The organism is Citromicrobium bathyomarinum, assembly GCF_038594605.1.
Classification (GTDB): Bacteria; Pseudomonadota; Alphaproteobacteria; order Sphingomonadales; family Sphingomonadaceae; genus Alteriqipengyuania; species Alteriqipengyuania bathyomarina_B.
On sequence record NZ_JBCFZM010000003.1, the window covers coordinates 29,781 to 41,026 of the forward strand.

10 protein-coding genes are annotated in these 11,246 nt (G+C 59.0%); 5 read left to right on the forward strand and 5 right to left on the reverse strand.

What is annotated here, in order from left to right; all coding sequences use genetic code 11:
* From AAG612_RS11550 to AAG612_RS11565, 4 genes are read left to right on the forward strand one after another with little or no spacing between them, the layout of a single operon-like run.
* On the forward strand, positions 1 to 825 hold the full coding sequence (locus tag AAG612_RS11550) for an HNH endonuclease (RefSeq protein ID WP_221601632.1): 825 nt from the start codon (positions 1 to 3) through the stop codon (positions 823 to 825).
* Entirely contained in the window at positions 818 to 2,644 is a 1,827-nt protein-coding gene (locus AAG612_RS11555) for a DEAD/DEAH box helicase (RefSeq protein ID WP_342510352.1), read from the forward strand. The genes AAG612_RS11550 and AAG612_RS11555 overlap by 8 nt, the downstream gene beginning before the upstream one ends.
* A complete protein-coding gene (locus tag AAG612_RS11560; protein WP_221601630.1) occupies positions 2,644 to 3,078 on the forward strand; it encodes an EcoRII N-terminal effector-binding domain-containing protein in 435 nt (144 codons plus the stop codon). The genes AAG612_RS11555 and AAG612_RS11560 overlap by 1 nt, the downstream gene beginning before the upstream one ends.
* Positions 3,068 to 4,705: a hypothetical protein gene (locus tag AAG612_RS11565; protein WP_322295781.1), complete on the forward strand. Its 1,638-nt coding sequence runs from the start codon at positions 3,068 to 3,070 to the stop codon at positions 4,703 to 4,705. Before AAG612_RS11560 ends, AAG612_RS11565 begins: the two co-directional genes overlap by 11 nt.
* A 24-nt stretch (positions 4,706 to 4,729) precedes the next feature.
* Here the strand turns inward: AAG612_RS11565 and AAG612_RS11570 are convergent, their stop codons facing one another.
* The 4 genes from AAG612_RS11570 to AAG612_RS11585 all read right to left on the reverse strand — a co-directional run bounded on the left by AAG612_RS11570 (position 4,730) and on the right by AAG612_RS11585 (position 8,173).
* Complete coding sequence (locus tag AAG612_RS11570) at positions 4,730 to 5,200, reverse strand: very short patch repair endonuclease (RefSeq protein WP_335733110.1); 471 nt, start codon at positions 5,198 to 5,200, stop codon at positions 4,730 to 4,732.
* Positions 5,172 to 6,404, reverse strand: coding sequence for a DNA (cytosine-5-)-methyltransferase (dcm, locus tag AAG612_RS11575; protein ID WP_221601626.1), 1,233 nt, complete (start codon positions 6,402 to 6,404; stop codon positions 5,172 to 5,174). The genes AAG612_RS11570 and dcm overlap by 29 nt, the downstream gene beginning before the upstream one ends.
* A 114-nt stretch (positions 6,405 to 6,518) precedes the next feature.
* Positions 6,519 to 7,817 (reverse strand): type II toxin-antitoxin system HipA family toxin, encoded by a 1,299-nt coding sequence (locus tag AAG612_RS11580; RefSeq protein WP_221601624.1) that lies wholly within the window; start codon positions 7,815 to 7,817, stop codon positions 6,519 to 6,521.
* Positions 7,814 to 8,173, reverse strand: a complete 360-nt coding sequence (locus AAG612_RS11585) for a helix-turn-helix domain-containing protein (RefSeq protein WP_067695826.1) — start codon at positions 8,171 to 8,173, stop codon at positions 7,814 to 7,816. The genes AAG612_RS11580 and AAG612_RS11585 overlap by 4 nt, the downstream gene beginning before the upstream one ends.
* A gap of 149 nt (positions 8,174 to 8,322) precedes the next feature.
* Between AAG612_RS11585 and AAG612_RS11590 the strand changes: the two genes are divergently transcribed.
* A complete protein-coding gene (locus tag AAG612_RS11590) occupies positions 8,323 to 8,526 on the forward strand; it encodes a hypothetical protein (protein ID WP_320181559.1) in 204 nt (67 codons plus the stop codon).
* Here AAG612_RS11590 and AAG612_RS11595 read toward each other — a convergent pair whose 3' ends face one another.
* Entirely contained in the window at positions 8,527 to 11,238 is a 2,712-nt protein-coding gene (locus tag AAG612_RS11595; RefSeq protein WP_342510353.1) for a conjugal transfer protein TraG N-terminal domain-containing protein, read from the reverse strand. It lies immediately after the preceding gene.
* Between the last annotated feature and the right edge of the window lie 8 nt (positions 11,239 to 11,246).

The window sequence follows — 11,246 nt, forward strand, 5'->3', positions numbered from 1 at the left end:
ATGCTTGCCGAGAAGCAGGCCCTGATCCGCCGGGAAGTTGAGGAGGGAACCGGCGCTGCAATCTGTCTGGAGGAAGACAGGTCCGGAGTGCAGACAGCAATCAGGCTCTGGTTTGCAGACCTTGAGCGCTCTCACAGCCCGATGGTCACTCTTCGGCCGACCGGTCTGCGCCGCTTCGAAGCGAAGTTGGCATTCGGCAATTTCGCAGCCGATACGATCCGGCAGATGCGGCAGGCAAGCGCAGAAGAAGTCCAGCTTGCAAGGGCACTCGTCGCTTCAGTAGCGTCGAGCGCGGATCTAAAAATCGGTAACAATCAGACTACCGATGACTGGATGATCGACAATGGCAGTTTCACGATCATCGCAGAGAAGCGCGGTATCGAGAGCCGGTTTGACGATGACTCCGTTGCAGCGACCTGCCGGGAGCTCGTCATTCCGGTTCTTGCCGCAATGGCAGAGCTTTATGGATACGATCCGATCGAGGAAAGTACACCGACCGAGCAGGAAGCGCTGACTGAAGGCGCTGTCAAACTGACCGTCGTACGCCGACGCGAACGAAATCCACGCAATCGTCTGCTCTGCCTGCGTATCCACGGGGCAGCCTGCATGGTATGCAGTCTTATTCCTGGCGATCTTTATGGCGATGCTGGCGGTATTATTGAAGTTCATCACCTGCAGCCGCTTTCGCTTGCCGGCGAGCCCAGACCATACGATCCGGCAACTGACCTGATACCACTTTGCCCGAACTGCCATCGCGCGGTACATACAAGACGCCCGGTCCCTTGGACGCCCGCAGAACTCAGGGCCAAGCTGGGCAATGACTGACGGATCAGCATCACTTCCTGCCGATTTCAGGCAGATTACAGCGGCACCTCCCAAGGGCTGGGAGTTGTCGTCAAGAGTTGTGCAGCCGGAAATCCGGATCCGGAAAGAGGGTGCTGGTTTTGCGCTCCACGTTGCTGGCACCAAAACTGTGCGGGGGGAAAAGAAAGTCTGGGACGCGCCCGGCCCGGACTACAACTGGGTCGCCGACGGAAATGTGATCCGCCCACTTCCTCACAATACGCCGGCCATAGTCCGGCAGATGCTGGGCGGGCAGCTGCCGAAAACGCTCAGCTTTCCCGATGTGGTGCGTCTTGTCCGGCTGGGTAATCCCGACATACCTGTCATAGCTGAAGAGAGCGTCTTCCACTCAGCGCAATCGGCTGCTGCCGACCTGCGCCCGGATCAGGACATTCCGGGTCTGCATGCGACTCTGTTCCCGTATCAGGCTCAGGGCGTAGCATGGATGGACCAGACCATACGGCATACCGGCGGCCTCATTCTCGCTGACGAGATGGGGCTCGGAAAGACCATCCAGATCATTGCCCTGCTGCTCTGCGAAAAACCGGAAACCTCACGACCAGCCCTCATTATCTGCCCGACGAGCCTGATCGCCAACTGGCGGAAAGAGATAATGAAGTTTGCGCCCGAGCTTTCTGTTCTCATCCACCGCGGACACAACAGAACCGGCATCACCGCGGGTCTGCAGCGGGCGCAGGTCGTGCTTTCAACCTACGACACTGTGGTCAACGACATATCCATTTTTGCAGGAATGCCCTGGTCATGGCTGATTTGTGATGAAGCGCAGGCTTTGAAAAACCCCGATTCCGGGCGCAGGCAGGCAGTCGGGAGGATTCCCAGGCAGCGTACCATTCCGATGACGGGGACGCCGGTCGAGACGTCGCTCCTGGATCTCTGGTCGCTTGCTGATCTCGCGATACCTGGATTGCTGGGAAGCCGGGAGGACTTTGAAGCCGATCATCCTGACTCCGAGGAATCGGCAAAGAATCTGGCTCGCCTGACCGATCCTGTCGTTCTCTGCCGAAAAGTGAGGGACGTCGCCGGCGATCTTCCGGAGCGCATCGATATCGATCTGCCACTCGAACTCGGTGACGAGCTTTCCCGGCGTTATGATGAAGTGCTCGCCGAGACGCTTGAGAAGTACCCTGTGGCAGGTAATCTGGTCGCGACAGGTCAGTTGCAGCTCTTCTGTGCCCATCCCTGGCTGCAGGGATCAGGCGATCCCGACAGGGATCAGGACGCGGGGATCGATCCGTCAGCCGGAATGCCGCTCGTCACACCGAAGGTGGAGCGCGCAATCGCCATTCTCGAAGAGGCGTTCAGGAGCGGACGAAAGGTTCTGCTCTTCGCAATTTTTAATCGCTGTGGCGAGATTATCCGTGAGGCAGCACAGGGTCGGCTGCCGGATGCATACTGGGGGGCGATCAATGGGTCCACGCCGCAGGAAGAGCGGCAGGCAATCGTTGACGCATTCTCTGGCCACGATGGGCCGGGCTGCCTTGTACTCAATCCAAAGGCGGCAGGAGCGGGACTCAATATAACCGCTGCAACTATAGTCATTCATTTCACCCAAGCATGGAACCCTGCACTTGAATCCCAGGCAAGTGCCCGCGCGCACCGGCGCGGGCAGACCGAGCCGGTTTATATCTACCGGCTGTTTTACGAGGACACTGTCGAACGGGTGATGATTGACCGATCCCAGTGGCGCCGCGAGCTTGGCAACGAAGCAGTCCCGGTATCAACACGTGATGCCGATGATCTGAGGCGGGCTCTTTCCATCCGGCCCGGCGGAGAAAATTGATGAGCAGTCAGACTTATGAGAAGCCGCTGACGGCAAACGACACCGGAGAAACCGGAGGTCATCAGGCCGGCATACACATACCGAAATCACAGACTGATCTGATTGCGCTGCTTCCGTTTCTCGATCCAGCGCAGAAGAACCCCGATGCGTGGCTGGAGATGACGGACGAAACGGGGGTGACCTGGCGCTTCCGCTATATTTACTACAACAACAGGCTTCATGATGAAGGCGGGACAAGGGACGAGTACCGCATCACTCATATGACCAAGTTCTTCCGCGCTGTCGGGGCGACAGAAGGCGATGTACTCGTGCTTACCGGATCCCCGGGAAGTCTAACCTATTCTGTGTCGGTCCGGAAGGATGAGTCGCCTCAGGGCGAGGAGGCAGGTGCACCGGTGAGGGTCCGCCTGAAAGGCTGGCGCCGTGTACATTAGAGAAACCGGAGAGCCGATAGATCCGCCGGGCGCGCGTCACCGGGGTAGCATCCGGCAACCTGAACTGGTGGATGATCTCCCTATCGGCGTGCTTCACCTTGGTGTGAAGACTGCAACGCTGGAGAGGGCTGGTTTTCGCACCGTCGGTGATCTCGCCAGCGTAAGCCGGGAGCAGATCATCCGGATTCCCACAGTTGGCTGGCGCACCGCCGATCTGCTCAGTGAAAACCGGCAAGCGCTGATTGATGCTTCGGATGCTGAGACGGGCACTGATTGGGACAGGTATTGCGAAACGACGCGTATCCCTCTCCTGCCGCATGAGGGCCGGCCGCGTTCGGGCAAAGACTTTCTGGCTTCGCTTCCGGACTTTCTCGCAGAGGTCGCCGACAATCTCGCAGACGAAACCTTTTCAGCAATTCTTCGCGAACGCATCTGTCAGCCGCCGGAACGGCAGAAGACGCTCGATGAAATAGCTGCGACAACCAGCCCTCCGGTCACCCGCGAAAGGATCCGGCAGAAGGAGAAGAAGCTGCTGGGGCAGCTGACAGGCGGGCTACTCAACGAGACATATGGAACGCTGGGAATACATTTCCGTCCGGAGTTTTCGGTCTGGTGGAAACGGGCTGCTGACCGTCTTTCCCACCTTGAGGAAATCGAGTTCACAGATTTCGTAGAAGCCCTCTCCGCTGAATGGGAGGTTCCCAATCACGCGGTCATAGCACAGCTCCCCATCATCCTTGCGATAGTCACCGGCGAACCGCAGATGTCCGGGGAATTCCGGGCAGCAAGCCGCGTCGATCCCCGGCTCTTCGGCGATCTGAGGCGGGAAGTGCTCGGACTCCCACTGAACCGACTCAGACTGGGCAGATACGTTGAGCGTCTGGCTGAAGCCGGATCGGAAACTGTAGGGGATATCGTCGCGAGGTTGCGCGCCGGCAGCCTAGGGGCAAGGGGAGGAAAGGCGGCCGAGGTGGCTGCGATGCATGCAAATCAGCTGGCCTCCTGCCTCCGTGATGATGGTCTGATCGATTGGCGGTCATACCGGACAGCCAACGCACTGAGCTGTCTGCCAGCCTCGCCAACGGTCAATGCCGCTGAGTTCGTCGCCACACTTCGTGACACCGTCTGTGACTTGCTATCTGTGTGCCGCGTTACGAAGCGGGCGTCCGAAATTTACCGTCTCAGGACGAGCCGCACTCTTGGGAGCCAGATGACACTGCAGGCTGTCGCCGACGCCCTCGATACCCATCTGCCCACGGTCAAACGCGAAGAAACGGTGTTTCTGAGTTTTCTGAATGGAGTGCTGATCGGTCACGATTTCAGCAAGCTGCCTGTATGGCTGGATGACCTCTGGCTGGAATACTGGGACGAAGCCCGGGCCAGCTACGAAAGTGCCCGGGACAACTACGGAGAATTCTCGGAGAATCTTGCCTGGAAATGGCGACTGACGGTGCGCGACATCGGCAAAGCAGCACCAACGATCTGGGCAGTGCTGAGCGGCTATCCGACCGACAGGCGCTCGAAAAGATCCATCAGCAAAGCTCCCGTCGTGAGCCCGATCATTTATCCGGACCCTCAGTTACCTGCCGGAAGGATCCGGCTCCGTGGCTTCCGGCGGGTGCATTGACGAGGCGCACATGGATTCTACATCCTAGCCTCTGATTTCGAGCGATAGCTCATCACCCCTGAGCCAAGATGTCAGCCGCGTCAGAAGTGCTGTCGGTTCAGTCCTATTCTTTCCCTTGAGCGCGCATTCCCAGACGGTGGCAATGCGCCATCCTTCCGAAAGCAGCGCTGATCTGACAACCTTGTCCCGCTCTTGATTGGCGCCGATCTTCGCCGCCCAGAATTCGGTGCGTGTCTCTGGAAGCCGGAACAAATGGCAGTCATGACCATGCCAGAAGCAGCCGTGCACAAAGATAACCGCATGAAACCGGCTGAGTACGATGTCGGGCTTGCCGGGCAGATCCTTCCGGTTGACCCTGAAGCGATAACCTAGCCGGTGAAGGCCACTTCGAATCTGAAGTTCAGGCTTCGTGTCCCTTCCCCTTATAGCCGCCATGTTACGGCTTCTTGTCGTGGGATCATGGACGTCAGGCATACTCCCGGACAGCCACCTCATCGTTCGGGGCTGCTTCCCGGGTTATATGCGGACGCATGATCCTTGCGACCTCGCTAAACACCGGCACTGCCACCGAGTTACCGAACTGCTTATACGCCTGCGTATCGGAAACAGGGATCCGGAATGTGTCGGGAAAACCCATCAGCCTTGCGCATTCCCTCGGGGTAAGCCGTCGGGGATTCTTGCGTCCCTTTTGCTGTACAAGAATTTCAGACCCATCCTTGTAATAGCGCGCTGAGAGCGTTCTGCAGGTGTCGTCCGGGCCTACCAGGCCATAGCCAAAGCCATTGCCTGCTGCACGATGCTTGGCTGAGTAATCTCGGAGATATTTCCAGAGGTGATTGCTCAGGGTATACTTGGCATTGACCCTCGCAAGTTCTCCCTCTGTATAGTGCGATTCTGCAGTTTCGCCGCCGTTCTCGGGATGCAGTACCGATCGCATCCGCGCTTCGCCTTCAACCGGAAGCTTCAAGTCCGCCCAGTCGAATCCACTTTTTTCGCGGAAGCCAACGAGCACGATCCGTTCACGGTTCTGGGGAAGAAAATGACGTGCGTTTAGAACGCGAACATGGAGCTCGTATCCGAGGTCTTTCTCCAAAATTTTGCGGATGACCTCGAAGGTCCGGCCTTTGTCGTGGCTTTTCAGATTCTTCACGTTCTCGAGCAGGAATGCGCTTGGTCTGTGAGCCTTCAGGATCCGTGCAACATCGAAGAACAGCGTTCCCTGAGCTTCGTCAAGGAACCCATGTTTCCGGCCCAGCGCATTCTTTTTTGACACCCCGGCGATTGAGAATGGCTGACAAGGAAAGCCTGCGAGCAGAACATCATGCTCAGGAATCTCATCGACGGGGACTTTGGTAATATCGCCGGCGATCGGGCGGTTGTCCGGATAGTTGGTGTGATAAGTAAGCTGTGCATATTTGTCCCATTCAGACGTGAATACGCAGCGGCCGCCTATGCCGTCAAAAGCCCGGCGTAGTCCTCCTATGCCGGCAAAGAGGTCAATGAATGTGAACCCCTTCGCATTTGTGTGTGTCGGGACTGTATCAGCGCGCTCACGCAGCCAGTCGAGCACAACTTTGCGAGGTCTGATCTTTCCGGACTCCCAGCGGAAAATCTCCCGTTCGGAGTAGCCAAGTTTTTCTGCGAGTTCCTCGGTCGAGAGTCCGGCACGGCAGCGTAGAATTCGGAACTCAGATTGCATATGTCTGCCTCGGGTAGTTGTAGCGACGGGATGTCATGAAAATTCCCCACGGGCAAGGGCAGAGATTTTAGTTTCAACAAACCGCTGTAGGCGATCGCCCGGTCTGCCGGCTTCTCAGCCGATATCACGGAATCCGCGCCTAGCCTTCCGTGCCATGTCGGCTTCCACTCCGGCGGTATTGCAGTGCCTGTCCCAGTTACCGACTGCGGCCCGGATCGTTTCGATGATCGACTTGGTCTCAGTAGGTTTCAGGTCAGCAAACCGTCCGAATTCCAGCAGATCGTCGAGTTCAAAGTCGTCGGTCTTGCCAGCCAGCGACATCTGGTGCTCGTTGGTCCAATCCCCCTTGGGATTGTAGGCGTAGACGACATCGTATGCGGGCGAGAGGCTCCAGCGACCCGAGCTATCCATCAGGAAGGCGATGTTCTTGGTGTGGTCGTCTTGGTTACGGATAAAGACATTGAGCAGCGCGCGGCGCACCTGCTCCTTGATCGCTTCGCGTCCGAGACCGAGCATGCGGATGGTCTCGATTGCCTGCTCGTAGCTATAGGCCCGGGCGAGGTTGAAATCGAAATGGCGCATCGCGCAAAGCGACTGCATGTGGAGCTTCTTGCCGTCAGGCGTGCGATCAAAGCGCTGGGTCATGAAATGCGCCCTCCCGCCTTCCTCGTGCAGTCGTGAGCGAGCCATGTCGATGGCAGCCTCTCGGGCTAGCAGATAGCAAGCGTATTCAAGCCGGCCGAAGCCCATTGGGTCGGCAAGTTCCTTGTCGGCATTGCCCGACACGCCGTCGAACTTGACCAGCCATTGCGTGTAGCCGGGCCCTGCAGTCAGCTGCCCTGAATGGAACTCTCCGGTCGCCTCGTTCCAGGCGAGGACGGCCTTGGCCCGGGCGCCACCGGCGGAGGTTCCGACGCGTAGGATCTCTTGGAGTGCGCGGTGATCATCCTCTCCCTTGAGCACACCGGCCAGTTCTTCACGCGCGGCAATGACTCTGTTGGCGAGCTCGACCAGCGGGGCGATATCGACCGGCCGGCCCTGTTCACGGCGCTCACCGGTAGCGGGCTCGAATTCGAGCGCACCCATGCCTCGGCGACCGGTATAACAAAGGCGCTCGACCGGATCGAAGCTGTCGGCTGTGCGGCCTTGCTCGGCAAGCCAGCGATTGATCAGCGCGTTACCAAACTTGTCGGGCAGGCTGTCTGCCAGCATGCCCGGTAGCCCTTTAAAGGTCTCGTAATTCAGCGCGGGAAAATCGTAGACGCCGCTTCGTAATGGCATTGTGAGCGGAGCGACTTCGATGCCGCTGCGACTGAATTCCGGAGTGTATTCGAAAACCCCGACATCGCGATCTTCATCCCACAGGACGGCGCCGATCTGACGACCCCAGAGATTGACTACCGCACGCGTCATGGGGCCTCGTCACCCCAGCTCCATTCCTCGCCAGCCTCACCTTCAGAAGACTTGCGCACCCTTTGCCGCGCCTTGCCGGTGTCGGACCGGGGATCGAGCGGTCTCAGCTTGGCGTCCGGCATGACATCCAGCAGGCGGTCTTCAATGTCGAGCGCACGCATTATCCTGGCGAGGCTATCGATGGTCCCGCCATTACCGGCTTCCAGGCGGGCGAGCGTTGAACGCGAGATACCTGCCATTTCCGCAAGCTCGGCCTGCTTGAGATTGCGTGATATGCGATATGCTTCGATCTGCTTCCCGAGGTCGGATAGCAGCACCGAGAGCGGACGCAGATCTGGTGAATCATAATGTGGCATTATCGAGACATTATCTCCGTTATGGAGCTTTGTGTAGCGATTTTGCGTCTTTACGTGATGATATTTAATGTGTCAATATCGAGACGTAAATTGGCTTATGCCCGATAATGCATCAAATTTGCTACTTTATTTAGGTCGGAGTGATGGAAATGGATGACGAGAAGGAGCAAAACGACCAGACGGACTGGAAGGGCCTGCGAGAGATCGACCGTGCCATCTCCGAAAATCGGCGCATGGAATACAGCTGGAAGAAGGCTCTAGCAGATCCTTGGGAACGACGCGGACTCTGGCTACTTGGGCTGGTCGTCGTCGCATTTGCGGTGTTCGTCATCCTGCAGGATTTCGTGCTGTAGCTATCTATTGCCCCATTCTTTGACGTCGTCTGCAGCTTCCTCACTCGCGCCCGTGGCGCCTTCCGTTTGGCGATCAAGATAAGTTCGCACGGTTCCGATCCTGCCACGACCCTGTCGGCGCACCCGCTCGACCCCATCCGTGATGTCAGACCGATCAGGAGCATCGGGCATTGAGGGACCACCCGCAGAGCCCACGGCTCCTCTTGCGCGTACCTGCCCAGCACTTCCGATCCCGGGGCGGCTGACAGGAGCGAAGTCCGGCAGCGAAAGGTCGGCTTCGATGTCGTCTTGTAGGCGATCAGCATAGCTCTCGACAAACCGCGATTGCAGTTGTTGGCCGCGCGCGCTCATCTGGAACTCGATGTCGTCGAAGCGCACCGGCCCGTAATAGTCGCGATTGGCTTCGATCTCGGCCATGCCCCATTCGCGATAAGCCTGGCTCAGGTTTAGCGTGCCTGCGGCACTATTGGCCTCGTACCAACTGGCCTGGTTCTCGAGGCGGCTGGCCACCTCTTCGGCCCGACGCGCCTCTCGTGTGTAGCTTTCGGCTTCGGTCAGCGATCGGCTGAGACCCGACGAGCTGGTTGACACCTGCGATACCGAACTCGAACTCGTCTCGCGCAGGAAGCCTTCACGCGTGTTCGACCAGTTGCGGCTATCCGAAAGCTGCCGCAGCGTACCCATTATCCTGCCGCGATCTTCCGAGGCGATCCCGATATCGCTGTCGGTCCACGACTGATTTCGGCCACCGCGGACGCCCGCCTGCGCGTTTAGTACTCCACCTTCGGCCTTTGCTCCGGCTCCTGCTTCGCCGTTGAGGAACCAAGAAATAGTAATGTCGTCTGACGCGCGCCGGGACAGGCCGAACTGCTGCTGGAGCGTCCTCGAGGCATTGTCGACTTCGCTGAATGCCGTGCCGATGCTGTCGTTCGTACCAACGCCGCTGACAGTATCGGAGCTCTGACCCTGGCTGTAGGCGTTGCGGATCTCGCTGAACCGGGTGAGCGCAGAGCTCGTCGATTGCTGGGCGAGGTTGGCATAGGTCTCGCTCTGCGTCCGGCTCTGGCTCGCCATCGTTCCTAGGCGGCCCGTGAAGTCCTGCCCGAGCGTCGGCGTGAACGGATAGCTTGAATTCGGGACTGCAGCGAACTCGCCATCGGGGAAGCTGGTCGTCTGCGTGCCGCTGTCGCTGAATCCCCGCGTCTGTGCCGCGCCATAGGCAATGTTGGGGGCAAGATTGCCCTGCGCAAACTGGCGGGAAAACACTGTCGAATTGTCGATGCTCGAGTTGCCGAGTGAGACGTTGCCGGTGCTCGCTTCGCGCGAGGCTTCCTCGGCTGCATTCTGGCTCGGGTTGAGATAGCTCGTTGCCTGGCCCGAAATCGCCAGCGCACCACGCGCCACGCCGCCGGCAAGGAACGGGATCGAGGCGACAAGATAGCCTGCCAAGATGCCGATATCGCTGTTGACGTCGCTCATGCCAGCAAAGGTCGCGAGGCTGAGGCCCGTGCTGCCGCCAGCGGCGGCGACATCGCCCGCGCCTTTGAACATCAGGATCATGTGCAGGATGACGAAGAGCGGTCCCCACGCCGCAAGATAGAAGAAGCCGGTGACGTAACCTCTCAATGCAATGGGTCCGGTCCGCGGCATCAGGAACAGCGGAAACAGGACAGGGAACAGCGCGTAGAACACCACCGTCAGTACGACATTGAGGATTGGGACCCATTTCATCGCGTTGTGCGCGATCGAAGAATAGGTCCGCTCGGTCTGAATATCGGCCCGGGTCTGCGCGAAGACGTCAATACTGCCGGTGCCGCTCGCCCCTGCAAAGCCGTGCATGGCCTGGTTCATGGCATTGATCGTCAACACCTGGCGGAAAATGTCGCTCGCGCTGCGCGAGATGCCGGTAAGATACTGATAGGCAATCGGGAGGTCGGCCATGAGCTTGGCCTTGGCGAGCGCTTCGGTCTGGCGCGGATAGAGTTGGCGTCCCGCGACAAGCGTCATCTCGTCAATGAGGCTCGCCCATCGCCCCGAAAGCGCGGTGTAGGCTTCGCGGCAGGTGATGATCGAGGCCGTCACGCTGTCGTCGGCCTGCCGGGTCAGGAATTTCTGCGCGCGCGCCGCGCTGCCGGGTGCGATCGTCGCCCAGATATCATCGCTCTCGGACAGCTCCTTCATCGAGTAGCGGCCGAGCAGCAGATCGTAGAACACGCATTGCCTGACATGCTCGTCGAAGTTCGCAGCAAACTCCGGATCGGAAATGCGCAAGCTCCGCGTCGATTCAAGCAGCCGCGCGCCATAGATCATGCCGTTCTTCGAGTAGTTGAGGTCGTCCGGCAAGCCGAAGACGAGCTCGGCCGAGCGGGTCAGATAGTCCCCCGCCTGGCTGGTGAAACTTGCCATCAGGGCGAGCCCGAGCGGAACATTGGCCACCGTTGCCGGTGCAAGGCTTGGATTGACCCGGTCTGTCACATGGACGTCCATGCGCGGCACCATCAGACACATGTAGATGAGCGTCGCACCGAGGAACCAGTTGAGCCATGCGCGCCAGTCCTGGTTGAACGCGACCACGATGACCGCGAGCACCATGCCCATCACCAGCGCGACCTGAATCAGGCTCTTGTAGCCGCCCGCTCCGGTCCAGGCGGCAACGGCATTGAGGACATTGACGATATACTCGCCGCCGCCGACCGTGAAAATCTCGACCATGCTGCCTC

Bases quoted from the DNA above. Each gene is read 5' to 3' on its own strand.
- AAG612_RS11595 (WP_342510353.1), bottom strand. From the start codon at position 11,238: ATGGTCGAGATTTTCACGGTCGGCGGCGGCGAGTATATCGTCAATGTC.
- AAG612_RS11580 (WP_221601624.1), bottom strand. From the start codon at position 7,817: ATGACGCGTGCGGTAGTCAATCTCTGGGGTCGTCAGATCGGCGCCGTC.
- AAG612_RS11585 (WP_067695826.1), bottom strand. From the start codon at position 8,173: ATGCCACATTATGATTCACCAGATCTGCGTCCGCTCTCGGTGCTGCTA.
- AAG612_RS11555 (WP_342510352.1), top strand. From the start codon at position 818: ATGACTGACGGATCAGCATCACTTCCTGCCGATTTCAGGCAGATTACA.
- AAG612_RS11570 (WP_335733110.1), bottom strand. From the start codon at position 5,200: ATGAGGTGGCTGTCCGGGAGTATGCCTGACGTCCATGATCCCACGACA.
- AAG612_RS11590 (WP_320181559.1), top strand. From the start codon at position 8,323: ATGGATGACGAGAAGGAGCAAAACGACCAGACGGACTGGAAGGGCCTG.
- AAG612_RS11560 (WP_221601630.1), top strand. From the start codon at position 2,644: ATGAGCAGTCAGACTTATGAGAAGCCGCTGACGGCAAACGACACCGGA.
- AAG612_RS11550 (WP_221601632.1), top strand. From the start codon at position 1: ATGCTTGCCGAGAAGCAGGCCCTGATCCGCCGGGAAGTTGAGGAGGGA.
- dcm (WP_221601626.1), bottom strand. From the start codon at position 6,404: ATGCAATCTGAGTTCCGAATTCTACGCTGCCGTGCCGGACTCTCGACC.